We start from the raw sequence: 23,585 nt of genomic DNA on the forward strand, positions 1-23,585 counted from the left end.
GGAGAAAATAGATGGCTCAGTATCTGATCGGCGTTGATGTTGGAACCGGCTCTGCGCGAGCGGGTGTCTTTGATACCTCAGGTCAGCTGCTGGCCGTCGCGAAGCGGCCCATCTCCATGCATCGCGAAGATGGCGGCATTGTCGAACAATGCAGCGAGCAGGTTTGGCATGCCGTCTGCGAAGCCGTGCGCGAAAGCGTTTCGCACGCGGGTATAGACCCCGCCCATGTGGCAGGCATAGGTTTTGACGCGACCTGTTCACTCGTTGTGCGTGGCGCTGGCGAAGAGACCTTGCCCGTGGGTGATCCCGCCCACCCTGAACGGGATATCATCGTGTGGATGGATCACCGAGCGGTCGAACAGGCTGACCGCATCAACAAACAGGGACATGACGTTCTGAAATATGTGGGCGGTCGCATCTCTCCGGAAATGCAGACGCCGAAACTGCTCTGGCTGAAGGAAAACAGACCGGAGATCTATGCGCGAGCAGAGCATTTCTTCGATCTGGCAGATTTTCTGACCTGGAAAGCTACCGGCGCATTGGATCGTTCCAGTTGCACCGTAACCTGCAAGTGGACCTATCTCGCCCATGAGGCGCGATGGGACGCTGATTATTTCCGCCAGATCGGGTTGGGAGATCTGGCCGATCAGAATTTTTCGAGGATTGGCCAAAGTGTGGTCGAGCCGGGCACCGCTCTTGGAACCGGGCTGACTGCGTTGGTAGCACAAGTCATGGGCTTGGCAGCAGGCACCGCCGTTGCTGCCGGCCTGATCGATGCACATGCCGGTGGTGTCGGCACGGTCGCAGCCGGTGGAGACGCCCGAAATTGCCTTGGTTACGTCTTCGGCACGTCATCCTGCACCATGACAACGACGGAAAAGCCGGTTTTCGTGCCGGGTGTATGGGGTCCATACTATTCTGCCATGGTGCCGGGCGCGTGGCTGAACGAGGGCGGCCAGTCGGCTGCCGGAGCCGCCATCGACCAGTTGGTGCAACTGCACCCATCGACCGATGAGGCAGCGCAGCTTGCGGCCACCGCCGGAAAATCACTGCCGCAATGGCTGGCAGACCAGGCGCTGGAGCACGCTTCTACATCAGCGAAAGCGGTTCGCCTTGCCGATCATCTCCATGTCGTCCCTGAATTTCTCGGCAATCGTGCGCCCTTTGCGGATCCCCATGCCCGCGCTGTCATCATGGGACAGGGAATGGAAACCGGCCCGGAGTCGCTTATTGCGCTTTATACCGCCGGGATATGCAGCCTGGGCTACGGGCTGCGGCAGATCATCGAAACCCAGGCGACGCATGGCGCGCCGATATCAACCATCAGCGTCAGCGGCGGTGCAGGCTCTCACCCGCTCACGCGTCAATTGCTGGCAGATACCACCGGCTACCCTGTCGAAATCACGGAATGCGAAGAGCCGGTTCTGCTGGGTTCTGCCATCCTCGCATCTGTCGCGGCAGGGCTTTACGACGATCTTCAAACCGCGATGCCCGCAATGTCGCGTGTGGCGATGCGCTGCGATCCGGATCAAACAGTCGCAGCTTTGCATGAGACACGTTACGCGGCCTTCATGTCGCTCCAGACAGTGGCACGCCAAATCCGCCATTCCATGGAAGAAATAGCCTGACCGCAAAGGCGGCATTTCGCATCACCACCACCGGCTCCACGCCAGACATATGAGGCTATCATGCAATTCTCAGGCAAATCCGTCATCATCACCGGCGCGGGCAAAGGCATCGGGCGCGCCTGCGCGCTTTTGATGGCTGAGCGTGGCGCAGAGGTCGTGGCTCTCAGCCGCACTCAATCCGATCTCGACGAGTTGCGAGCAGAGATTGGCGGGCGCTCCATCCGCGTGGATCTTGCAGATGCTGCCAGCGCACGTTCGGCCATGCGGGAGGCCGGAACCTGTGACTACCTCATCAACAGTGCCGGAACCAATGTTCTCGAAAGCGTCCTGGATATGACAGAAGATGGCTATGAGGCGGTCCTCGCCATCAATCTACGCGCAGCACTCATTACATCGCAGGAATTCGCACGCGCACGCATCGCCGCCGGTGGTGGTGGCGCCATCGTCAACATCACCTCCATTGCAGGGCATCGTGGTTTTCAGGATCATCTCTGCTACGCAGCCTCAAAGGCTGGACTTGAGGGCGCAACGCGGGTTCTGGCCAAGGAGCTTGGCCCCCACGGCATCAGGGTCAATGCCGTCGCACCGACCATTACCCTCACGGAACTGGCTGCAGCAGCATGGAGCGATGCTGAAAAAAGCGCCCCCATGATGGTTCGCCACCCTCTCAACCGCTTTGCTGAGGCCGAGGAAGTGGCGCAAAGCATCGCCCTGCTTTTGTCGGATGACAGTAAAATGATCTCAGGCGCTGTGCTGCCTGTGGATGGCGGCTTTCTGGCAGTCTAACGGCTTGAATGCACTCTGTCAGGGACGCGGAAAGGTCAATTTTCGGGGAACAGATCAGGCCACCAGCTGTTAGCGAAGGGAATCCATTTCCCGCAAGCAACAGATTGGACATATCATGGCCGACACAAATTACCCAACGCCGCCCTACGCTGACCAGAAGCAGGAGCCACCCGGAACAACCGCGCAAATGAGCCCGAAGCCCGATCACGGTGAAGAGTCGTATCGTGGTAACGGGCTCCTCGCAGGCAAGGTCGCGTTGATCACAGGCGCGGACTCAGGAATCGGCAAAGCCGTTGCCATTGCATTTGCCCGCGAAGGCGCACACATTCTGGTTTCTTATCTTAATGAGCACGAGGACGCCCAAGATACAGCCAAGTGGATCGGAGAAGCTGGGCGCAAGGCAATCCTCGTTCCTGGCGACATAAAGACTGAAGCACATTGCAAATCACTCGTTGCCGAAGCCGTCGAAAAGCTCGGTGCCATCGATATTCTCGTCAACAATGCAGCCTTCCAGCGCACCTATGCCTCGATTGAAGATATCACTGCCGAGGAATGGGATGAAACATACCGCACCAACATCTATGCTCCTTTTTTCCTCGCCAAGGCCGCAGTGCCATTGATGAGAGCAGGCAGCGCGATCATCAACACGACGTCGATCCAGTCGCGTCAGCCCTCCCCTAATCTACTCGCCTATGCCTCCACGAAAGGTGCAATCTCCAATTTCACCGCTGGCCTCGCGGCAATGGTTGCAGACAAGGGCATCCGGGTGAACGCAGTGGCGCCGGGACCTATCTGGACACCGCTCATTCCATCAACCATGCCAGCGGAAAAGACGGCGAGCTTTGGTGCTAACACGCTGATGGAGCGCGCAGGACAACCTGCTGAACTCGCTGGTGCCTATGTTCTGCTGGCTTCTAGTCTGGGTAGCTACATGACAGGCGCTGTGGTTCCAGTAACCGGCGGCGAGATCATGATCTAACGTAACAGCGGAAAGATTCCTTTTTCTTATCGAAAATGTAGAATTAATTTAAATCGTTGTTTCCAATAGCAATGTGCGACGCTAGTTTCCTCTGTCGGCCTCTCGTGTGAATCTCTAAGTAAAGCAGATAGAGGCAAGCCTGCCCCATTTGATGGGGCGGGCCACCACCCGCCGACGCTCAAAATGGCGAACAATTTGGCAAAGAATAGCGCCGCCGCCCAGGCCAGGCGCCATCATCAAAGCATCTCTTCGGATGCTCAATCCTCTGTAATTCACCCAATAAATCGAGCAGCACGCTGCGAATCCGCGACATCGCGAAAGGAAATTTCAAGCGCTACCCTGCGTTGATAATAGGCTGCACTGGAAGCAAATTGATTTGCACCCCAAGGTAACGCCAAATCATCCAATATTTCATCTATTAATTGCAAAAACCAATGGTCTGGATCAATCAATATTACGGCGAATGCTCGCCTTCGCCGCCGCTAAATAGGCCAAACGTATGTCTTTGGCAGCTCGTTGTCTTGCCTTGTTGTCAGCTTTTTTCGTTTGCGTAAAAATCCCAACACGTCGCGGGTTGTATCTTTTGTCGTTGGCGACTCTGGCGATAGCAGCAAGTACGCAAGTGGCTTTCGTGCTTTCAAATGCGTGTTCGAATGTCAATGTTCCGCTGACAACGTCGGAGGCTTATGCCGCCAGCTTCGATTTTCAAGGCGGGACCGAGTTCGAGACTGGCAAGGAGTTCGTCTTCACAGTAAAAACGCAAGATTCCCATCCCGATGAAATGGTTTTTGGATCCGACGAAAGGAACGCGTCTCCTGTTGCCTACTGGAGCAATGACCTAAATGAACGCGGTGATTACAGACCCGTAACCGGTGCGGAAATAGACGAGGTAGTCATCGTCCCCATCAACGTTACAACCAACTACTATTTCGGGATCTAAGGATCGGTCCTCTCAGGCGGACGGACATCGCAGGGGCGATGACCGTGCGACCTAGTAGATCCGGAAGACGGAAATTGTTCGTGTTATCTCCGCCATACGTGAAGCCAATCGTACCGAACAGAGCCGTATATTCCCTGACGGCCAACTGTCGACCATCGGCCTGCATGTATCCTCGTGGGCACCAGTCAAATGCAAATGTGCATATGGAGCCAATATAGGGTTCTGAATTGCAAGCGGCGCCTGGCGTTGCGGTGGCGATCGCGGCAACTCCGAGAGCGGCACCCCAACCGCTTACCATTCCCAGGCTCGCCAATCCGCTGACCACGCTCCGAAGCGAAGTTTTCAACAATGTCATTTGTTCCCCTTCTGCATGCGAGGCATGCAATGTTAAAAGTTGCTTACTTTCAGACACCAGGCGCTTTCGGCGCATTGCCTCAGTAAACCACCACAACCTAGGGGATACATAACGGGCTTTATAATATTTGATAGTGCATGCTGAAATCGAGACCTTTTACGGATTTTTGAAGAATAGCCGCAAATGACAGCTCAGATATCGCGAAGACCCGCGAAGAGCGGCTCGTCCTTGCAGCCTTCCCGATAAAATACCGGGGGACTTCCCAGTGGCGCGGCGATCTGCACCTCTGTGCCGCCCACAAAACATTCACCTGTCCAGACATGGACCCAACGGTCACCCTGCGGCAAGTAAACGAAGCGAGTGTCTTTAGAGGCCTCCCAAACCGGAGCGACAAGCATGTCGGCGCCATAGAGATACGCGTCCTGAATCGTATAGGTCCGCCGATCATTCTGATAGTGCAGGAAGAGGGGCCGCTGGACGGGTAAACCACGTTCAACGGCCTGCGCGGACAAAGACTTCAGATAGGGCGCGAGGTGTCGATAGATCCGGGTCATGCGGGCAAAATGCGACAGGACTTCAGCGTCTTGGTCGATCTGAATATTCTCACGCGGGCGGTTTCCCTCATGCGTGCGCATGACGGGCGTGAATGCCGCCATTTCGGCCCAACGCATCATCAGCTCTGGTGTCCGCACATTCCCGAACAGGCTGGTGTAACCGCCAATATCCGAGTGGTGATAGGCATTGCCAAGAAGGCCTGAAGACAGCGCGCCAGATATGACCGTGACGAGGCCATCGTGCCGGGAAAAGTCCACGGATTGGTCGCCGCCCCATAGAAGCGGGCAATGTTGCTGCACGCCCGTGAACCCTGCCCGCATGAAGAACAGGGCATCACCTGTCTTGCCGCGCGAGGCGACGGCTCTGGCATTCACTTCGGCCCACAATGTCGGCCAAGCGTTGTGCATCAGCTTGGCGTCGATGCCATTCGATAGTGTAATATCGATTGGCAGATACTCGCCAAAATCCGCCATCCAGCCAGATAGGCCGTAGTCCAGCATATTCTTGCCAATGATCTCTTCAGCAAACCACTCAGCTGCCGCCTCATTGGTGAAATCAACCACGCCGCAATCAAATTCGCCAAAATCAACCAGTGCGGTCTGTCCGGCACTGTCAGTGGCGAAGTAACCGGCCTCATCAGCGAACTTGAAGAGCGGACCATCGGCGCAAAGATATGGATTAACGTAGCCCAAGAAGCGGATGCCGCCTTCGCTCAATTCAGCAATCTTGTCTTTGAGGCCTGGATATCTGGCCTCATTCGCCTGCCAGTCCCAGAACAATCGGGCACCAAAGGTGGTCGGCCTCAGGCCGACCCAGTCTTCACACCAGAGGGCGGACACTTGGACGCCTGCGCTGCGTATTGTCTTAAGCCGGGTGAAGGAATTTGCGCCGTCTTTGAGACCGATAATAGCACCATTGTAGACCCATTCCGGCAGCGGAGGCTGGCGCCCGAAGCGCGATGAGAGAACTTCGACCAATTCCACGAATGTTGGGGCAGCGAAAAGCTCAAGCCTTTCGGGAATGGCCCAAACCTCGATCTCGTGAAAAGCCTTCTGTCGAAAATCGAAAACGGAATACGCCGTCGTCTCCACATGCAGCGCATAGAGCGCAGACGAGACATAGGTCGGCTGTGGATAGTTGGTGTTGTAGTAATCGCCGCCAGCCTTGTCCTTGACGTTGGCCTTGAATGTGATTTCGCTTGTAGGGTCGCGCCCCACGCCAGGTTCCGATGTCCATAGCGGAAAACGGCGGCCACGCATGTCGAAATAGGACATCTGCTCGCCGCCGCCCCAGACATGCTCGTCGTCATCGGCTTTTATGCGGATCCATAGGCGATTGAGATTAGGATCGGGCGCATCAAACTTAATGGCATCTTCAGCAAGAGTCAGGATAAGACGCGGCGGCTGCCCTGCTACGTCGGAGAGCGAAATCCTGTCACCATCGATCTCAGCGTGGGAGAGCGGGCGGCGCTCGATCACATAGTCTTCGATCTCGAAATTGCCGCGATACATGTCCATCCGCTCTTGGCCATAACCGACAAAGATGGCTGGCGATGCATCACTGTGCTCCAGAATGACCCGCCCGTTCAGCGAGAGCGTGAAGCCAGTTTGTGTCTGTTCGAGTTTCATCGTGCTACCTTGAAAATCTTGCGATCCCGCGTTTCTGCCGCGCTCAACCCTTAATGCCACCTGCCGTCAGGCCTGAAACGACACGTTCCTGGAAGATGACGATGAGAATGGCGACCGGCACGATGCCGACGACGAGGGCAGCGGAAATGACGGGCCAGGGGAACGCGAATTCGCCCTGATAAAGCTGGATGCCCACCGGCAACGTGCGCAGGGATGGGTTGGAGTTGAACGACAGGGCCAGCAAAAACTCGTCCCAGGCGTTGACGAAGGCAAGGATGCCAGCGGTAAAGACGCCGGGTGCGCAAAGCGGCACCACCACCTTGAACAAAGCCCCCATCCGCGTGCATCCGTCAATCATGGCGGCATTTTCAAGATCGCGCGGAATGCCTTCAAAGAATGAGACCAGCATCAACGTGCAGACTGGCAGGCTCAGCACCGTGTATGGCAAAACCAGAGCGGTCCAGCTGTTGAGAAGGTTGAGCGCGCGCATGATTTCAAAAAGCGGAACCAGAAGCGTGACGAGCGGAAAAGTAGACACGGCAATGATCAGCGACAGGATCAATCCGCGATAGGCAAGGTTCAGCCGCGCCAGCGCATAGGCCGCCAGAACGGAAACGAGCAGGGTAAGCGCTGTCGACAGCAGCGCGACCATGAAGCTGTTGAACAGGAAGATATGCAGCGGCTGGTCGGAAAATGCCTGCATGTAATTTTGCAGCGTGGGCGCGTGCGGAATCCAGGTAATCGGCTTTGCCGTCAGCTCCGCTTCCGTCTTCAAGGATGTGAAGAGGATCCACAGTGCCGGAAACAGGCCGTTGATCAACAATATGCCAGCGGCGATGAAGCGCAGCGGCTTTCCAGACAGAAACGACATTGGACCTGATGGAGTTGTGGCACTCATGAGGACGACTCCTTGGTCCGGATCATGCGCAGATAAACGGCTGTCACGCACATGGACAGCGCGAACATAACAACGGCCAGCGCCGAGCCGTAACCCAGATCAAGAAACGATACGGTGTTCTGGTGGATATACATCGCAAGCGTTGCGGTAGACGTGCCCGGCCCGCCACCTGTCATCATGTAGGGAATATCGAAGGTCTGCAGGGCGGTGATGGTGCGGAAGATGAGTGCCACGACAATTGAAGGCTTCAGCAGCGGCAGGGTAATCTCGAAGAACTGTCGCAACCGGCCCGCACCGTCCACATCGGCAGCTTCGTAAAGCGAACGCGGAATGGTTTGCAGGCCCGCCAGAATAATCAGCGCCATGAAGGACGAGGTCTTCCAGATGATAGTCAGGCAAATGGCCGCGAAAGCCCAATTGGGCGAATTGAACCAGATGATGCCTTCAAAGCCGAACCTGTTCAGCACATCATTGACGACACCATATTCCGAATGGAAGAACCAGGCGAAGATCAGGCCCGCAAATGATAGGGGCAGCGCCCAGGGTATCAAAAGGGAGAGACGCACTGGCCACTGCATAGCGAATGGCAGATTTGCCATGAGTGCTAGACCAAGTCCCACCAACAAAGCACCCGGCACGGTGATGAGCGTGATGAGAACGGTGTTCCAGGTTGTTTCCCAAAACACCGGATCTTCAATCATCAATTCGTAGTTTTCAAAACCTACGAAAGCTGCGGGCAAACCTGACGTCAGGGACAGGCTGAAAAAGCTCGTATAGATCAAACGACAAACCGGATAGACAATGATCAGCGCCAACAGCAGTGCAGCCGGTGCCAGAAGCAAGACGGCCAGAGAGCGATCGCTGAGGTCCAGCAACCGCGTCCAGCCGGGCGGTGGCGCGGACTCATGATCTGCCGTTTTGGTTGATGATGTCGTTGCCATGGCTTTGTTCCGAGACATTGTGTGGCCTGGTGGCGAGATAAAGCGTCGCCAGCGGCGGTCGCACCATTCTTCTAAAAAACGTCCCCCTGCCGAAACTGGAAAGGGGGACGTCAGACATTGCACTGTCTCTTATCGCAAAATGCGCTTCAGACGTGCTTCAATCTGGTCCGCGCCCTGCTCTGGGGTGGAAACGCCCGCCAGAACGGAGTTGACTGTGGTGCGAATGACTTCGCTGACCTCGTTATAACGTGGGGTCACAGGGCGTGGCTTAGCGGTTTCGACCACCTTAAGGGCATCTCCAAACCATGGCGCGCTTTTCAGAACATCCGCGTCCTTGTAGAGACCGGCATAGGTCGGCAGCAGCGAGCCATTGACGGCCATGAACTTGGAAACATCTTGAGATGAAAGATATTCCACCAGCTTCTTGGCTTCATCCTGGTTCTTGGAATAGGCCGAAACGCCCCATTCCCAGCCACCAAGGCATGTTGCCTGCTCGCCACCGGTAACCGCTGGCAGACGCGCAACGCCGACCTTGCCAACAACTGCGGATTCCTTGCCTTGAGCCTGCGCCCAGGCATAGGACCAGTTGACCGCGAAGATAGCGTTTCCGGCCTGGAATTCCTTGCGGGTATCATCCGTGCCAACTTCGGCAATATTCTTCTTTGAAACGCCTTCATCGACAAAACTCTTCCAGAGGCTCAGCGACTTGATCGCCGCGTCCCGGTCGAAGGTCAGGCGACCGTTCTCGGTGAGGTTCTTGCCCTGGCTCCAGTAAGGCAGAAGGAAGGTGCACACAGCGCCTTCGATGGCTTTGCCCTGGAAGGAAAGTCCCTGGAGATTTGTATTGCCTTCCCCTTCAGAAATTTTCTTGGTTGCAGCCTTCAACTCATCCCAGGTTGTAGGCGGCTGAATGCCGTATTTATCCAGCAAATCCTTGCGATAATAAAGAAACTGCGAGTCAGCGAAGGCTGGCAGCGCGATGACTTTTCCATCCACCGTATTGGCACCTGCATAGGCGGGCAGATATGACGACATGTCCTTATTGGCAAAATCGCTTGTCCAGCCAGCCGCGGCAAATTGGGCTGGACGGACAACGTCAAGGATCAGCACGTCCAGCGACGTATCCTTCGCGGACATGACCGTATTCAGATATTGCGCCTGCGCTTCCGATGTATTGCCACCGGTTTCAATCTTGACCTTCACATCAGGATTGGACGCTTCATATTTGTCGAGCGCCTGACGCCATACCTGTGGCTGGTGCTGGCTCGATATATAGACGCTCAATGTCGTCTCAGCCGCAGCTGGCATGGCGAAAGCCAGCATCGTGCCGCAGAACAAGGCGCCGGTCAGTTTTGTCAAAGTCATTTTACCCTCCCGTTTGATGTTTTTGATCATGCGGTCCTCCCCGCATGGTATTCAAGCTTAGACTGCGCGTTCCGTTTGCGCGTCGAAAAGATGAATTTTTGCGGGATCGACCCCGATTTTCAGCGTGTCGCCAGCGCGGATTTGCGTTTCCGGCGGCATACGCGCCGTCAAAGTTTCCTCGCCTACTGCAAAATGGATCAGCGTATCGGAACCGAGAGGTTCCACGACCTGAACCTGACAGGTCAGCGCTATATCCGATGCGTCCACCCGGAAATGTTCAGGGCGAATGCCGACGATGACATTTCGTCCCTCGACCGCGCCCGCGTGACCTGGGGTCCGAAGCGCCGTAACCGGAATGCGGTCACCATTCACAAACACCAGATTGCCACCATCCACGCGTGCCTTGGCGAAATTCATGGCGGGCGAACCAACGAAGCCGCCGACGAACACGCTGGCTGGATGATTATAGACCTCATCCGGTGTTCCGACCTGCTCGATCTCACCGCCCTTCAGGATCACGATACGATCCGCCAGCGTCATCGCCTCAACCTGATCATGCGTCACATAGATGATCGTCGTTCCAAGCTGCTGATGCAGCTTCTTGATTTCGGTGCGGACTTGGCCACGCAATTTGGCATCGAGGTTCGATAGCGGCTCATCGAACAAAAACACCTGCGGACGACGCACGATCGCGCGACCCATGGCCACACGCTGGCGCTGGCCGCCAGAAAGCTGGCCGGGGCGCCGATCCAGCAAATGGGAAATACCGAGCATTTCGGCGGCTTCATTGACCCGCGTTGCGGCCTCACCGGCTGCAATGCCACGCACCTTCAGGCTGAAACCCATATTTTCGCGCACGGTCTTATGCGGGTATAGCGCGTAATCCTGGAAAACCATCGCAATGTCGCGCTCACGCGGAGCCAGACGGTTCACGACGCGATCACCGATCTTCACCTCACCGCCGGTGATCGTCTCCAGACCTGCGACCATGCGCAAGGTCGTGGATTTACCACAGCCGGAAGGCCCAACAAAAACAACGAACTCCCCGTCGTTGATATTGAGATCAATACCTTTGACGATGCGCAATGCGCCATAACTCTTCTCGAGCTTGGTAAGCGTAACTGATGCCATTCCTAATCACCCAACCCTCGCCGGGGCTCCTCTTGCGAAGAAGCATACGTCAGGATTGACGGAAATCAATAGTGTATCAATTTAATTTATTTCATTTGAAATTAAAATTTAAGCTTTGATTTTCCACGATAATTTTCGACTAATTTAAATCCCCAAATGAGGCAAATTGATTTCCGATTTCTTCTATAAGCAATATCGAAACCTATCTCAGCCGATTGACATAGCGGGCAACAAAGGGGTCATACCATGTGTGCGAGACCTCCGCCGTTATCCCCTCATGAGATGAACTGACCCTGAGAACATGCGGAACCGGCGCGCCGGATTTCGGGCCGAAGGCATCGGGCGACCAGTCGGGCACAAAGCCAAGATCGATGTGATCTTCGGCTTTCGCAATCCACAATCCCAGGCGCGTGCGGTAGTAGAGATAAAGAGACTCAGACAGGTCGTCGGCAGCGACGGTGTCGATAAAGGAGCCATCGAGCCATATCTCCTCAATGGCGGCGGCCTGGCCTGCGATGCGTCTGAGGCGGCGAATGCGGTGCGCTTCGCTGGAGGTTCCAAAAGGCGGCAGTTCTTTCGGCTTGAGTTCGCGACTGACGCTTAGGATTTCCGCCGTTGGAAAACCCCCGCCCGTGATCAGCTCCAGGCGGAACATGGCATAGACGCTCTTGGGATCGGTGACCGCCCGGATATAATTGCCCGAGCCCTGAATACGCTCAAGCAGGCCGCGACTATGAAGTTCAGCAAGCGTCTTTCGCAGGGTTCCGACCGCTATTCCCAACGTGTTCGCCATATCGCGCTCCGGCGGAAGCTTCTCTCCGTCGATCAGTCGGCCTGCCGTTATGTCTCGCACAAGTGTCTCAGCGATCTGGAGATACACAGGCAGACTTCCCTTAGAACTCCGCATTTTCAAGCACTCCCGGCATCCGGCAGAAATAATTGATACATTATTGATTTACTAAATACCTGATGTTAGTTAATTGGGCAACGTCCTGTGAGGAGGATTTCATGACGATTGTGCCTGTAACGTCTGCAGATCTTGATGCAGCCGAAGTGTCCTGGTTTTCAGCTCTCTGCTCCGATGATTACGCCTATCTCGGCGTTCCCGACGGTTCACTGCGCTCCAGCTGGGATCATTGCTCCTCCATCGTCAGGAAAGCTGAAGATCTCGGCTTTCGCAATGTTTTGTGCCCATCGTCCTATCAGGTCGGGCAGGATACGTTGAGCTTCGTTGCGGGCTGCGCGCCCATCACCGACAAGATCAATTTTCTGGCGGCGATACGCTGCGGCGAAATGCAGCCGATCATGCTGGCCCGCACTGTTGCCACGCTCGACCACATGCTCAAGGGCCGACTGACGCTCAACGTCATCAGCTCCGATTTCCCCGGCGAAGTGGCAGACAGCGCCTACCGCTATCGCCGCAGCCACGAGGTGGTGGAAATCCTGCGCCAGGCATGGACGCGTGAAACAATCGACCATGATGGCGAAATCTATCAGTTCAAAGGTGTGTCGACCGAGCCGGCCCGCCCCTACCAGCAAAATGGTGGTCCGCTGCTCTATTTCGGCGGCTACTCACCCGATGCGCTGGAACTCTGCGGCGCACAATGTGACGTCTATCTGATGTGGCCCGAAACGAAGGACCAGCTGTCAGAACGCATGCGGGCCGTCCACGCGCGCGCCGGAGCGCATGGCAGAACGCTTGATTACGGTCTGCGCGTTCATATGATCGTTCGCGACACCGAAATCGAAGCGAAGGAATATGCCGAACATCTCGTTTCGAAGCTCGATGATGAATATGGCCAGCTCATTCGCAACCGCGCTCATGACAGCATATCTCTCGGCGTTGCCCATCAGGCAAAGGCCCGTGAACTGGCAGACAAATTCGGCTATATCGAGCCAAACCTTTGGACGGGAATAGGACGCGCGCGTTCTGGCTGCGGGGCCGCATTGGTCGGATCGACAGATCAGGTCATGAGCGCACTTGAAGATTATCAAAAGATGGGCATTCGTGCCTTTATCTTTTCGGGCTACCCGCATCTGGAAGAAGCAGATCATTTCGGTCGCAAGGTCCTGCCGCAGCTTAAAACCTGCTCACTGCCCCACGTCCACGGGCGCGTACCGGCAGAAACACCTGCGACACCCCTTGGAATTGGAGAACGCCACTAATGGACCGCATCGAACTCACACCCGACCTTTCTTTGAGCCGCATCGTTTACGGCATGTGGCGTGTCGGCGATGACACGGATACCTCTGCGCGCCACGTTCAGGCCAAGATCGAGGCTTGCCTCGCACAAGGCATTACGACGCTAGACCAGGCCGATATCTATGGCGGCTATACGGCTGAGGCCATCCTCGGCGAAGCATTCAAGGCTTCACCCTCGCTGCGCGACAAGGTCGAGATCGTTACCAAATGCGGCATCGTCGCTCCGGCAGGCCGTCATTCGGCTGCCCGCGTCAAACATTATGACACGAGCGCAGAGCATATCAACGCATCCGTCGAGGCCTCCCTGCGCGACATGGCAACCGACCATATCGATCTCTTGCTGATCCACCGGCCCGATCCGATGATGGATCCTGACGAAACAGGCGCCGCTCTCGATGAGTTGGTGGCGTCTGGAAAAGTCCGCAGCGTCGGCGTTTCAAACTTCCGCCCCTGGGATTTCTCCCTGTTGCAGACCCATATGGAAAACGAACTGGTGACCAACCAGATCGAGCTCAGCCTTGGCGAAACATCCGCCTTTACCAATGGTGATCTTGCCTATCTTCAGGAACGCAACCTTGCCGTTATGGCTTGGTCACCGCTGGGTGGCGGCGCGTTGATGACCGCAGGCGGCGCACTCGCCGATGCGATGGCCAAAATTGCAGGTGATCAGGGCGTCGACAGCGCAGCCGTGGCCATTGCCTGGCTGCTGCGGCATCCTGCAAAAATCCTTCCGGTGCTGGGTACCAACAACCTGCAACGCATCGCCTCGATTTCACAGGCTGGCAAAGTGGTGATGGACCGTCAGATGTGGTTTGAACTCTACACGCTGGCAAAAGGCCATGAGGTGCCGTGATGACATCGCTCGACAGCACTCTTTCCGCGGATGAACACAGGTTCGTGCCGGATGCTGACAATACGCGCAGCTTCCGCACTGCGCTTGGTAACTTTCCGACAGGCATTACCGTCGTCACCGCCCAGACGCCCGACGGGCCGATCGGAATGACAGTGAACAGCTTTTCGTCTGTTTCGTTAGATCCGCCTCTGGTCCTGTGGTCTCCAGCCAAGACGTCGTCGCGGCATGATCTCTTCGCTGGCGCGATGCATTTTGCAATCCACGTGCTTGCTGCGGACCAGGGCGAACTGTGCACCCGTTTCACCCGTGGTGGTCTTGCCTTCGAAGAGTTGGCTTGGGAAACGAACGCCGAGGGGGTTCCCATTATCCCCGGCACGCTCAGCCGTTTCGAATGCGAGCGGGCATCGGTCTATGATGGTGGTGATCATTCCATCCTGCTAGGCCGCGTCCTGCGCGCAGCCCACCGCGACGGAGAGCCGCTTTGCTTTGCACGCGGAGCCATGGGCCGTTTTTCTGCCGTTTCCTAAGACAGAGCCGCACGTCGTGAAGGCGGCGGCCTCTTCTTTGACTTAAGGGTGCAGCGCCTCAATCACGACGAAATAACTGACCGCTATCAGCAGCAGCAGTGAAATCGTTGAGGCAAGGATGACGCGCCCGCCAGCACTGGCCACCGTGCGGATATCGACAGACAGGCCAAGGCCAGCCATGGCAACCACTGTAAATCCGCTCGATATGGCAAGCAGCATATCCACAAGGTTTGGCGGGATAAGACCGAGAGACCTGATAACCACGACAACCATGAAACCAATGATGAACCAGGGCACCAGATGACTGCGGGAGGTCGTGCGCCCCTCACGCCGGGCCGCCCTGCCATTCAAAATGCCAAGGGTGAAAATGACCGGCCCAAGCATGAGAACCCGCAGAAGTTTGATGACGGTTCCGGTCTGAACCGCAATCAGACCGGCGGGTGCGGCGGCGGCCAGAACCTGCGGAACGGCATAGACGGTCAGGCCAGCAATGGCACCATATTGGGCAGCACCAAGGCCTGCATAGACATAGAGAAGCGGCAGAAGGAGAACAGAGGCAACGCCAAGAACTGCAGTGAAAGCCAGAGCGGAGGCAACTTCATCGGAATTCGCTTCGATAACCGGAGCCACGGCCACAATCGCCGAATTGCCGCAGATGGAATTTCCACAGGCAATCAGCATTGCAAGCCGAGGCGAAAGGCCGAGCAAGCGGGCAACGGCAAAGCTCACATAGATCGACAAGGTGACGATGGCCGCTACAGAAATGATCAGAGTAAGACCGGCGTTTTTGATGGTTGCAAAGCTGATGGACGCACCAAGGAGAACAATGGCTATCTCAAGCAATGTCTTTGAGCTGAAACTGATGCCGGGACGCCATGACGCTTTTTCAGACAGCATTGTGCGGATGATGATGCCAATGATGATGGCAAAGACCAAGGGCTCCAGAAAGCCTGCCCCAAACAAAGCGTGCTGGATGCGCCCCAAAAGGTAGGCTGCACCCGCCACCATGACACATATCATGAGGCCGGGAATGATCTTACGAGGCTGGAAAAAATTCACGATGGTCTGTCTCGACTGCTACACTGAGACAGTTCATTTCATCTAATTTAGTTTACTTCCATCGAATAAATTTCTACGTTTCATTCGGTAAAACAGAACGATTTCCCATGACATTCGAACAACTCGCAATTTTCGTTGCCGTCGCAGAGCGTGAGCACCTGACGAAGGCTGCTGCGGCCATCAATCTGACGCCGTCGGCGGTCAGCGCCTCAATTCGCAGCCTTGAGCAGCATTACGGTGTCGAGCTTTTCCATCGCATTGGCCGGCGCATCGAACTGACCGATGCGGGGCGCATTTTCCTTGAGGAGGCACGCAAGCTTCTGGCCCGGTCGCAATCTGTGGAGCTTATTCTGAGCGAACTCGGCAGTCTGCAACGGGGCTCATTGAATGTCTTCGCCAGCCAAACCATCGCAAGCTACTGGTTGCCACCGCGCCTGATGGAGTTTCACAACAGGTTTCCCGGAATAGAGTTACAACTGACAATCGGCAATACACGCACCGTCGCAGACGCGGTTATCAGCGGAGAAGCGGATATTGGCTTTGTGGAAGGCGAACTGGATGAGCCAGCACTTGCGGCCTCCATTGTGGCCCATGATGAACTGGTCGTCGTCGTTGGTCCATCCCATCCCTGGGCGGGGAAAAAGGCCCTCGATGTCGATGATATCAGGTCCGGGCGTTGGGTCATGCGCGAAGTCGGCTCCGGCACACGGTCTGCATTTGAAGAAGCCCTGAATGATCTGGGTATCAAGGCGGGCACACTCGATATCGTTCTAGTGCTGCCGTCGAATGAATCCATCCTCTGCGCATTGCTGACCGGCAGCGGTGCCGCCACCGTATCGCGCCTTGCGGCAGAGCAATATATTGAGAGCGGTCGCCTATGTGAGGTGGACTTTCCCGCACCTGCCCGCGAGTTCCGTCTGCTCAGACACAAGGAGCGTCATGCCAGCAAGGCCGCACTCACGCTTCTTGAGATCTGTCATCAGGATACTTGACTCAGACGACGGCAGCCGAGATCACCGCCCGCCTAACCATGTGGCAAGCTCCTGTTCTGCGCGTTCCAGCGCGCTGTAATTCAGCAGCTTCCGAAGAAATGCGACGGTAACGGCCCGGCTGCGCAGATTATATTGGCCATCCGGCTCACCCTCGCCTGCTGTCTGGTAGACATTCAGCTTCTCATACAGGCTTTGAAGGCGGTTCTGAACGCTTCTGAGCGACAGGTTACGGCGGCGTGCAATCGTCTTATCGGTAAGGCCCAGCGCGACATCGACAAGAATTTCATATTCGGAATCACTGACACCACGCACGCGCCCCAGGCTCTTTTCCTGCATTCCGCGCACTTCGCGGTCGATCACGCATTGGGACTCAATGAAAATGCTGCGCAATGCGAGCCGAAGACGATCGTCCGAGGCAGACTTCAGCACATAGCCATAAGCGGCACCTTCCGGCACGATGCGCGAAACGCCACGCACATAGGCTTCGTCCGAGTAGTTCGACCAGAACAGAATGCGCGTATCGGGGCGCTCTTTCCAGATGGTGCGGGCAGCTTCAATGCCATTGCGCTCTGCCATTTGCAGATCCATGACGATATGCTCTGACCGATTTTCACGCGCCAGCTTTTCGCCAGCCCTACCATTTTCCGCTTCGATGACATGATTGCATTCTGGAAGTGCTGCGCGCACCGCCTCGTTGAGGTAGGAGCGATGAAGAACGTCGTCTTCCACGATCAGGACTTCCATCTCACAGGTCTCCCATGTTCTGAGCCGTATCAGCGAGCGTAATGCTGACATAGGTTCCCGGACCATGCCGGTTGTGACCCATTTCAAAGCGGGCGGAAATCAGGCGCGCGCGGGTTTTCATATTGCCGATGCCGAGGCCGTGGCTGGATGTGTGCTTGCCGAACCCGCTTCCATCATCGCTGATCGTTACACGAAGCCGCCCATCGACATGGCCCATATGGACATGGATCTTTTGCGGTTGCCCGTGGCGGATCGCATTGTTGACGGCCTCCTGAACAATGCGAAACAGCGATATGGCCACCGTTTGCTCCAACGCCTCGACCCGGCCCTCGGTATCATCCGTCACCGTGGTGATGATAGCCAGACCGCTATCGCGCACCGATCGTTCCAGATCGTTCTCTATCGCCTGGACGACGCCAAACAGGTGCAGGATCGAGGGTTTCGCCTCCTCGATGATCTGCCGCAAATCCTGCATGGAGTGCTGAAGGCTTCGCACCAGCGGCTCCAGCATTTCGCCTGATAGCTCGGCCAGATGCGTCATCTGCTCGATGCGGCGCGCAAGCCGCGTCAAATCGGCCAACGTCTGATCATGAAGGTCCATGCCGATACGCTGCCGCTCCGCTTCCAGCGCCTGGGTCAGCTTCAGCGCGCCCAGCCGCAAGCCTTCTTCGCGGGCATGGGCTTCGGCTTCCACGATTGCAGATCGCTTGGCCTGATCGGCTGCTCGGATGGCGAAGAAATAGGGCGCGAGAAGATCGGCCACCGCGCGGGCATTGGCGACATCCTCCATCGTATAGGCATTGGCCTCCAGAGAGGAACAACTCAAGGCCCCGATGATATCGCCATGAACCTTCATGGGAACATGCAGGCGGCTGTGAAGCCCAAGCTCTATGATCGGACTGGAAAATGCGCCTTCGAAATGAAATCTAGGATCTGAGCAGGCATCGCCACTCAGCAGAAAATCGACCTCTCCAGACAACAGCGACCGGATAGGACTCCCCGTCAGGAGCGCTGGCGGCTGCTGGCTCCAGGCGCTGTCCATGCCGCTCTCATAGGCGATGTGGAACTTGCCATCGATGAGCTTGATGCAGACATCAAGATGATCATGGGGAATGATATGGGTAATTTCAGTCGCGACGGCCTGAATGATCGAATTGAATTCGAGCTGGCCCGCGAGCAGTCTGGAAATTCCCATATAGTGATGAAACAGCGAAGATCTTGGTGTATCGAGCATTGGCCGACGCCCTCCCAAGCGTCTGCAACAGGGTTCCGTGGCGTTTGCACGAACCGGATGCCATTCTGCACCGTGGCAACGCCTGCGTCCTGCATAAACCCGCAGATATTCTGCGGGAACCCGCAACCAGATTGCCGGGATCAGCCTATACAACAAGGGCTTTCCCGTTCATGTTGACCATGTACTGGGGAATGGAGCCTCAGCGCAACGGAAATCTCAGATGATGTCGAGGAGGCATCACGGAGGTTTCTTTTCCCGGGAACGGGTGGGCCACTAGGGAGGAAAATCAATGGCTATCAAGAAGATGCTTCTGGCATCGGTCGCAGTCGCGTTTGCAGCACTGCCGATCACCGCGCATGCGGATACATCCGCCAAGAAAATCGCGCTTTCGAACAATTACGCTGGCAACTCCTGGCGCCAGGCCATGCTGACAAGCTGGGACAAGATTACTAAAGACGCCGTGAAAGCAGGCACTGTTGCTGCTGCCGATCCATTCACGACTGCGGAAAATCAGGCCACCGAGCAGGCGGCACAAATCCAAAACCTCATCCTGCAGGGCTATGATGCCATCGTCATCAACGCCGCTTCACCAACAGCCCTCAACGGCGCGGTGAAGGAAGCCTGTGACGCAGGCATCATCGTCGTCTCGTTCGACGGCATTGTGACCGAACCCTGCGCATGGCGCATCGCGGTGGACTTCAAGGCGATGGGCGAAAGCCAGATCGATTATCTCGCCAAGAAGATGCCGAAGGGTGGCAATCTGCTGGAAATCCGTGGCCTCGCCGGCGTGTCCGTCGATGATGAAATCCATGCGGGTATTGCCGCAGGCGTTGCCAAGAACACCCAGTTCAAGATCGTCGGTTCCGTCAACGGTGACTGGGCGCAGGATGTGGCCCAGCGCGCTGTCGCCGGTATCCTGCCAAGTCTTCCCGAAGTTGCCGCTGTGGTGACACAGGGTGGCGACGGTTATGGCGCAGCTCAGGCTTTTGCCGCCGCCAAGCGCGCAACACCGACCATCGTCATGGGCAACCGCGAGGATGAATTGCAGTGGTGGAAGCAGCAGAAGGATGCCAGCGGCTATGAAACCATGTCGGTTTCCATTGCACCTGGCGTTTCCACGCTGGCTTTCTGGGTCGCGCAGCAAATCCTCGATGGCAAGGACGTGAAGAAGGAACTGACCGTGCCGTTCCTGCGGATCGATCAGGCCAACCTTGAGGACAATCTCAAGGGCACCCAGAAGGGTGGCGTCGCCAACGTCGAATACAGCCTTGAAGACGCACAGAAGGCTATCTCTGCCGCAAAGTAAGCGGGCGGTTTTCACCTTCGAGCACAAACACACCGCAGCGCTGAAATCGGCGCTGCGGTGGATGCGAGGCTGTGGCAGCGGCTGCAAAATATGGCGTAACGGCTAATGAATGAATTCGACTCAACTGAAGAAGTGGTCGCGGCACGCGGCGTTAAAGTGGTGTTCGGTGCCGTCAAGGCGCTGGATGGTGCCGATCTCGTCATCCGCTCAGGCGAATGTCTTGGCCTTGTCGGGCACAATGGTGCCGGAAAATCCACCATCGTCAACGTCATCAACGGTGGACTGACCCCACATGAGGGTTCGGTTTCCTACGGTGGCAAGCCCAGCAGCTACGGAATTGCGGCTGCGCGTGCAAGCGGCGTGCGCTGTGTGTTCCAGGAGCTGTCGCTTTGCCCGAACTTAGCGATCAACGAAAACGTGCGCATCATGCACACGGACATGAAGGGCCGGAACTGGCGCAGCCGAGCGCTGACCCTGATCCGCACCAAGCTGGACGACATATTTCCCAACCATGGCATCGACTGCGACTTGACCATTTCGGACCTTTCCATCGCCGAGCGGCAGATGGTGGAAATTGCAATCAACTTTGCCGGCGTGAACGAAGAACCAAAGCTCGTCATTCTGGACGAGCCGACATCATCTCTGGATGCGGGTCTGGCCGAGCAGTTGATGGATTATGTCCGCCGTTTCGTTCGCGCAGGCGGCGCGGTGCTGCTTATTTCTCACATCCTCGGAGAGATCCTGTCGACTGCCACACGCGTGGTGGTGATGAAGGATGGCAAGGTTGTTGCCAACCGGCCCGCTGCGGAGTTCACCAACAAGACGCTGGTCGAGGCCATGGGCAGCGTGATGAAGGAACAGGATGGGCATCGCCAATCTACCCGCACATTCGGGCCAAAGGTTCTGTCCATGCCGCCGAGACAAGGCCAGGGCTATCCGTTCGAAGCCTATAAGGGCGAGATTATCGGGCTGGCCGGTCTTGGTGGGCATGGCCAGACGGAAGCGCTGCTGGACCTTTACACATCGCGCAACAGCAACTGGTTTCCCACGCGCCATCAGGATATCGCCTTCGTGGCCGGTGACAGAAGTCTGAACGGCACCTTCCCCCTGTGGAGCATTCTGAAAAACCTCAGCATCGCCTCGCTGCGCGACTTTTCGCCAGCAGGTCTGGTGAACCGCGCAAAAGAAGATGCGCTCGGCGAAAGTTGGAAAAAGCGGATCGAAATCCGCACGCCTGATGTCGACAACAAGATCCTTTCGCTGTCCGGCGGCAACCAGCAAAAGGTGCTGTTTGCTCGCGCTCTTGCCACAACCGCTGCAACGGTTTTGATGGATGATCCCATGCGCGGCGTCGATATCGGCACCAAGCAGGAGGTCTATGACATCTTGCGCGCCGAAGCTGCGAACGGGCGGACCTTCATCTGGTACTCAACGGAAATGGATGAAATCCGTCTTTGCGACCGGGTCTATGTGTTCCGCGAGGGCAGCATTCAGGCTGAACTCAAAGGCGATGAGATCAACGAACAGGCAGTGCTTGCTGCATCTTTTTCCGGAGACGCACACGCATGAAACTCTCGACCAACGCCTTGCGCCTCATCATTCCCGCAGCCTCGCTGGCTGTACTTCTGTTGGCCGTGTTCTACATGCAGCCGCGGACCATGAGTTATACGGGCCTCAACCTGCTGTTCAATCTCGCAGTTCCCATTGCGCTGGCAACCATTGCCCAGATGCTGATCATGTCGGTCAATGATCTTGATCTTTCCATGGGAACATTTGTCAGCTTCTGCGCTTGCGTCACCGCCACCTACCTGCAAAGCTCACCGCTGATTGGCATTCTGATTTTTGCAGCAGCGATTGCGGTCTATGCGGCGATGGGTGCGCTGATCCATATCCGCACGCTACCATCCATCGTCGTCACGCTCGGCATGAGCTTCGTGTGGGGCGGACTTGCGGTGCTGCTGCTGCCATCACCCGGCGGTGCCGCCCCCGGGTGGGTCCGCGCCATCATGACCGCCAAGCCAGCATTCTTGCCGATGGCCATCGTTGCCAGCATCATCATCGCGGCCATCGCGCATTATATCGTCATGCGCTCGTCCTTCGGTGTCTTGATGCGCGGCGTTGGTGGTAACTTCCGCTCCGTGGAGCGCTCCGGCTGGTCCGTCATCGGCATTCGTGCCGCCACCTTTGCGCTTGCCGGTTTCTTTGCAGTGTTGGCGGGTATTGCGCTTGTCGGGCTGACAACATCTGCAGATGCCAATATCGCCCTGCGTTACACGCTGCTATCCATTGCCGGTGTCATCCTTGGCGGAGGGGAATTCGTCGGCGGCCGCGTGTCGCCCATCGGCGCAGTCATCGGCGCGCTGACACTGACCTTGGCTGGCTCGTTCCTGTCCTTCATGCGCATTTCTCCCGATTGGCAGATTGGCGCGCAGGGGGCCATCCTCATCGTCGTTCTCGGCCTGAGGCTATTGCTGAACCGCCTCGAAAAGCGGGAGAAAAACCAATGATTGCCTTGCAGAAGTTTTCGAAGAAACCGTGGATATGGTCCTTCGTCGCCACCATTGCGGTGTGGATCATCACGGTGCTGTTTACCGGCGGTGCCAGCTCCTTCGGCCTGTCGCATGCGGCACTGACCTTTGCAGCCTTTTCGGTCATCGTCGGTATCGGCCAGATGTTCGTCATCACGCTCGGCCCGGGCAATATCGATCTTTGCGTTCCCGCGACCATGACGCTTTCGGGCACCATTGCGCTGAAGTTCATGGATGTATCGGATGCCATGATCCTGCCCGGCCTGCTGGTGGCGATCGGCATCGGCATTGCCATTGGTATCGGCAATTATGCTCTCATCAAGCTACTGCGCATTCCGCCCATCATCGCCACCCTGTCGATGAGCTTCATCGTGCAATCCATCGCCATATGGAGCAATCGCGGCCTCCGCATCAAACCACCGCAAATGCTGGCCGATTTCGCCATATCCAGCACGCTCGGCATTCCCAATGTCGCACTCGTCGCCCTGCTGCTTTCGGGTATCGCATGGGTTCTTCTCGACCTCAGCTTTTACGGGCGGTGGATCTCGGCCATTGGCCAAAGCACGTTCGCAGCCCGAATGACCGGCATTCCCGTGGATGGCACCCGTTTCATCACCTATGTGCTGTGCGCCGTTTTGGCCGCGATCGCGGGCTATCTGCTGGCAAGTTTCTCCGGCGGGGCCGCGCTCAACATGGGTGCCGAATATCTGTTGATGTCGATAGCAGTGGTGGTCATTGGCGGCACGGCGGTGGCGGGTGGTGACTCCAACGTACCTGGCATCTGGGGCGCCTCGCTCTTCATGTTTCTGGTGGTGTCCATGCTCAACACCTACGGTTTCGGCGCAGGCATTCGCCTCATCCTGACCGGCCTCATCATCATTTCCGTCATTCTTCTAGCAAGCGGGCCGAAAAAGCTCCGTTGAACGCGAACCT

At 56.6% G+C, this 23,585-nt stretch carries 22 protein-coding genes; 12 read left to right on the forward strand and 10 right to left on the reverse strand.

Annotation, left to right across the window (positions count from 1 at the left end; all coding sequences use genetic code 11):
• The first annotated feature begins 11 nt into the window (after nt 1–11).
• From ACQZ51_RS16735 to ACQZ51_RS16750, 4 genes are all read left to right on the forward strand, one after another.
• Complete coding sequence (locus ACQZ51_RS16735; protein WP_448778897.1) at nt 12–1,628, forward strand: FGGY-family carbohydrate kinase; 1,617 nt, start codon at nt 12–14, stop codon at nt 1,626–1,628.
• 60 nt (nt 1,629–1,688) lie between these two features.
• Nucleotides 1,689–2,414, forward strand: coding sequence for an SDR family oxidoreductase (locus ACQZ51_RS16740; protein ID WP_448778899.1), 726 nt, complete (start codon nt 1,689–1,691; stop codon nt 2,412–2,414).
• A gap of 115 nt (nt 2,415–2,529) precedes the next feature.
• Entirely contained in the window at nt 2,530–3,393 is an 864-nt protein-coding gene (locus ACQZ51_RS16745; protein ID WP_448778900.1) for an SDR family oxidoreductase, read from the forward strand.
• A 499-nt stretch (nt 3,394–3,892) separates the two neighbouring features.
• Nucleotides 3,893–4,333, forward strand: a complete 441-nt coding sequence (locus tag ACQZ51_RS16750; protein WP_448778902.1) for a hypothetical protein — start codon at nt 3,893–3,895, stop codon at nt 4,331–4,333.
• Here ACQZ51_RS16750 and ACQZ51_RS16755 read toward each other — a convergent pair.
• The 7 genes from ACQZ51_RS16755 to ACQZ51_RS16785 form a co-directional block, all read right to left on the reverse strand.
• A complete protein-coding gene (locus ACQZ51_RS16755; RefSeq protein WP_448778903.1) occupies nt 4,305–4,763 on the reverse strand; it encodes a phage tail protein in 459 nt (152 codons plus the stop codon). The two genes, ACQZ51_RS16750 and ACQZ51_RS16755, sit on opposite strands and share 29 nt — an antisense overlap.
• Nucleotides 4,764–4,879: 116 nt before the next feature.
• On the reverse strand, nt 4,880–6,871 hold the full coding sequence (locus ACQZ51_RS16760; RefSeq protein ID WP_448778905.1) for an alpha-glucosidase: 1,992 nt from the start codon (nt 6,869–6,871) through the stop codon (nt 4,880–4,882).
• A 43-nt stretch (nt 6,872–6,914) separates the two neighbouring features.
• Nucleotides 6,915–7,769, reverse strand: coding sequence for a carbohydrate ABC transporter permease (locus tag ACQZ51_RS16765; RefSeq protein WP_042618746.1), 855 nt, complete (start codon nt 7,767–7,769; stop codon nt 6,915–6,917).
• Nucleotides 7,766–8,710, reverse strand: a complete 945-nt coding sequence (locus ACQZ51_RS16770) for a carbohydrate ABC transporter permease (RefSeq protein WP_448778908.1) — start codon at nt 8,708–8,710, stop codon at nt 7,766–7,768. The genes ACQZ51_RS16765 and ACQZ51_RS16770 overlap by 4 nt, the downstream gene beginning before the upstream one ends.
• A gap of 129 nt (nt 8,711–8,839) precedes the next feature.
• Nucleotides 8,840–10,075, reverse strand: a complete 1,236-nt coding sequence (locus ACQZ51_RS16775) for an ABC transporter substrate-binding protein (protein ID WP_448778910.1) — start codon at nt 10,073–10,075, stop codon at nt 8,840–8,842.
• 57 nt (nt 10,076–10,132) lie between these two features.
• The gene (locus ACQZ51_RS16780) at nt 10,133–11,206 is read right to left on the reverse strand and encodes an ABC transporter ATP-binding protein (protein WP_448778911.1); all 1,074 of its coding nucleotides are present in this window, start codon (nt 11,204–11,206) and stop codon (nt 10,133–10,135) included.
• 202 nt (nt 11,207–11,408) lie between these two features.
• Entirely contained in the window at nt 11,409–12,113 is a 705-nt protein-coding gene (locus ACQZ51_RS16785; protein ID WP_448778913.1) for a GntR family transcriptional regulator, read from the reverse strand.
• A 101-nt stretch (nt 12,114–12,214) separates the two neighbouring features.
• Here ACQZ51_RS16785 and ACQZ51_RS16790 point away from each other — a divergent pair, with 101 nt between their 5' ends.
• Genes ACQZ51_RS16790 through ACQZ51_RS16800 form a run of 3 tightly spaced genes read left to right on the forward strand, consistent with a single transcriptional unit; the run spans nt 12,215 to nt 14,789 of the window.
• On the forward strand, nt 12,215–13,372 hold the full coding sequence (locus tag ACQZ51_RS16790; RefSeq protein WP_448778914.1) for an LLM class flavin-dependent oxidoreductase: 1,158 nt from the start codon (nt 12,215–12,217) through the stop codon (nt 13,370–13,372).
• The gene (locus ACQZ51_RS16795; RefSeq protein ID WP_448778915.1) at nt 13,372–14,262 is read left to right on the forward strand and encodes an aldo/keto reductase; all 891 of its coding nucleotides are present in this window, start codon (nt 13,372–13,374) and stop codon (nt 14,260–14,262) included. Before ACQZ51_RS16790 ends, ACQZ51_RS16795 begins: the two co-directional genes overlap by 1 nt.
• Nucleotides 14,262–14,789, forward strand: a complete 528-nt coding sequence (locus tag ACQZ51_RS16800) for a flavin reductase family protein (protein WP_448778917.1) — start codon at nt 14,262–14,264, stop codon at nt 14,787–14,789. Before ACQZ51_RS16795 ends, ACQZ51_RS16800 begins: the two co-directional genes overlap by 1 nt.
• A 42-nt stretch (nt 14,790–14,831) precedes the next feature.
• On the opposite strand, the gene ACQZ51_RS16805 is transcribed toward ACQZ51_RS16800, so the two are convergent.
• Nucleotides 14,832–15,848 carry a YeiH family protein gene (locus ACQZ51_RS16805; RefSeq protein ID WP_448778918.1) on the reverse strand — a complete coding sequence of 339 codons (1,017 nt, stop codon included), beginning with the start codon at nt 15,846–15,848 and terminating at the stop codon, nt 14,832–14,834.
• Between the two features lie 107 nt (nt 15,849–15,955).
• Between ACQZ51_RS16805 and ACQZ51_RS16810 the strand changes: the two genes are divergently transcribed.
• Nucleotides 15,956–16,840 carry a LysR substrate-binding domain-containing protein gene (locus ACQZ51_RS16810; RefSeq protein ID WP_448778920.1) on the forward strand — a complete coding sequence of 295 codons (885 nt, stop codon included), beginning with the start codon at nt 15,956–15,958 and terminating at the stop codon, nt 16,838–16,840.
• A 21-nt stretch (nt 16,841–16,861) separates the two neighbouring features.
• Here ACQZ51_RS16810 and ACQZ51_RS16815 read toward each other — a convergent pair whose 3' ends face one another.
• A complete protein-coding gene (locus tag ACQZ51_RS16815) occupies nt 16,862–17,584 on the reverse strand; it encodes a response regulator transcription factor (RefSeq protein WP_042617044.1) in 723 nt (240 codons plus the stop codon).
• Nucleotide 17,585: 1 nt separating this feature from the next.
• Complete coding sequence (locus ACQZ51_RS16820) at nt 17,586–18,818, reverse strand: ATP-binding protein (protein WP_448778923.1); 1,233 nt, start codon at nt 18,816–18,818, stop codon at nt 17,586–17,588.
• 289 nt (nt 18,819–19,107) lie between these two features.
• Here ACQZ51_RS16820 and ACQZ51_RS16825 point away from each other — a divergent pair, with 289 nt between their 5' ends.
• The 4 genes from ACQZ51_RS16825 (at nt 19,108) to ACQZ51_RS16840 (ending at nt 23,575) form a co-directional block, all read left to right on the forward strand.
• Complete coding sequence (locus tag ACQZ51_RS16825; protein ID WP_448778924.1) at nt 19,108–20,124, forward strand: substrate-binding domain-containing protein; 1,017 nt, start codon at nt 19,108–19,110, stop codon at nt 20,122–20,124.
• A gap of 105 nt (nt 20,125–20,229) precedes the next feature.
• Nucleotides 20,230–21,693, forward strand: coding sequence for an ATP-binding cassette domain-containing protein (locus tag ACQZ51_RS16830; protein WP_448778926.1), 1,464 nt, complete (start codon nt 20,230–20,232; stop codon nt 21,691–21,693).
• Nucleotides 21,690–22,631, forward strand: coding sequence for an ABC transporter permease (locus ACQZ51_RS16835; protein WP_448778927.1), 942 nt, complete (start codon nt 21,690–21,692; stop codon nt 22,629–22,631). The genes ACQZ51_RS16830 and ACQZ51_RS16835 overlap by 4 nt, the downstream gene beginning before the upstream one ends.
• Nucleotides 22,628–23,575: an ABC transporter permease gene (locus ACQZ51_RS16840; protein ID WP_448778929.1), complete on the forward strand. Its 948-nt coding sequence runs from the start codon at nt 22,628–22,630 to the stop codon at nt 23,573–23,575. Before ACQZ51_RS16835 ends, ACQZ51_RS16840 begins: the two co-directional genes overlap by 4 nt.
• Nucleotides 23,576–23,585: the final 10 nt, after the last annotated feature.

This window comes from Agrobacterium sp. CG674 (assembly GCF_053521645.1).

Bases quoted from the DNA above. Each gene is read 5' to 3' on its own strand.
- ACQZ51_RS16735 (WP_448778897.1), top strand. From the start codon at position 12: ATGGCTCAGTATCTGATCGGCGTTGATGTTGGAACCGGCTCTGCGCGA.
- ACQZ51_RS16740 (WP_448778899.1), top strand. From the start codon at position 1,689: ATGCAATTCTCAGGCAAATCCGTCATCATCACCGGCGCGGGCAAAGGC.
- ACQZ51_RS16745 (WP_448778900.1), top strand. From the start codon at position 2,530: ATGGCCGACACAAATTACCCAACGCCGCCCTACGCTGACCAGAAGCAG.
- ACQZ51_RS16750 (WP_448778902.1), top strand. From the start codon at position 3,893: ATGTCTTTGGCAGCTCGTTGTCTTGCCTTGTTGTCAGCTTTTTTCGTT.
- ACQZ51_RS16755 (WP_448778903.1), bottom strand. From the start codon at position 4,763: ATGCGCCGAAAGCGCCTGGTGTCTGAAAGTAAGCAACTTTTAACATTG.
- ACQZ51_RS16760 (WP_448778905.1), bottom strand. From the start codon at position 6,871: ATGAAACTCGAACAGACACAAACTGGCTTCACGCTCTCGCTGAACGGG.
- ACQZ51_RS16765 (WP_042618746.1), bottom strand. From the start codon at position 7,769: ATGAGTGCCACAACTCCATCAGGTCCAATGTCGTTTCTGTCTGGAAAG.
- ACQZ51_RS16770 (WP_448778908.1), bottom strand. From the start codon at position 8,710: ATGGCAACGACATCATCAACCAAAACGGCAGATCATGAGTCCGCGCCA.
- ACQZ51_RS16775 (WP_448778910.1), bottom strand. From the start codon at position 10,075: ATGACTTTGACAAAACTGACCGGCGCCTTGTTCTGCGGCACGATGCTG.
- ACQZ51_RS16780 (WP_448778911.1), bottom strand. From the start codon at position 11,206: ATGGCATCAGTTACGCTTACCAAGCTCGAGAAGAGTTATGGCGCATTG.
- ACQZ51_RS16785 (WP_448778913.1), bottom strand. From the start codon at position 12,113: ATGCGGAGTTCTAAGGGAAGTCTGCCTGTGTATCTCCAGATCGCTGAG.
- ACQZ51_RS16790 (WP_448778914.1), top strand. From the start codon at position 12,215: ATGACGATTGTGCCTGTAACGTCTGCAGATCTTGATGCAGCCGAAGTG.
- ACQZ51_RS16795 (WP_448778915.1), top strand. From the start codon at position 13,372: ATGGACCGCATCGAACTCACACCCGACCTTTCTTTGAGCCGCATCGTT.
- ACQZ51_RS16800 (WP_448778917.1), top strand. From the start codon at position 14,262: ATGACATCGCTCGACAGCACTCTTTCCGCGGATGAACACAGGTTCGTG.
- ACQZ51_RS16810 (WP_448778920.1), top strand. From the start codon at position 15,956: ATGACATTCGAACAACTCGCAATTTTCGTTGCCGTCGCAGAGCGTGAG.
- ACQZ51_RS16815 (WP_042617044.1), bottom strand. From the start codon at position 17,584: ATGGAAGTCCTGATCGTGGAAGACGACGTTCTTCATCGCTCCTACCTC.
- ACQZ51_RS16820 (WP_448778923.1), bottom strand. From the start codon at position 18,818: ATGCTCGATACACCAAGATCTTCGCTGTTTCATCACTATATGGGAATT.
- ACQZ51_RS16825 (WP_448778924.1), top strand. From the start codon at position 19,108: ATGGCTATCAAGAAGATGCTTCTGGCATCGGTCGCAGTCGCGTTTGCA.
- ACQZ51_RS16830 (WP_448778926.1), top strand. From the start codon at position 20,230: ATGAATGAATTCGACTCAACTGAAGAAGTGGTCGCGGCACGCGGCGTT.
- ACQZ51_RS16835 (WP_448778927.1), top strand. From the start codon at position 21,690: ATGAAACTCTCGACCAACGCCTTGCGCCTCATCATTCCCGCAGCCTCG.
- ACQZ51_RS16840 (WP_448778929.1), top strand. From the start codon at position 22,628: ATGATTGCCTTGCAGAAGTTTTCGAAGAAACCGTGGATATGGTCCTTC.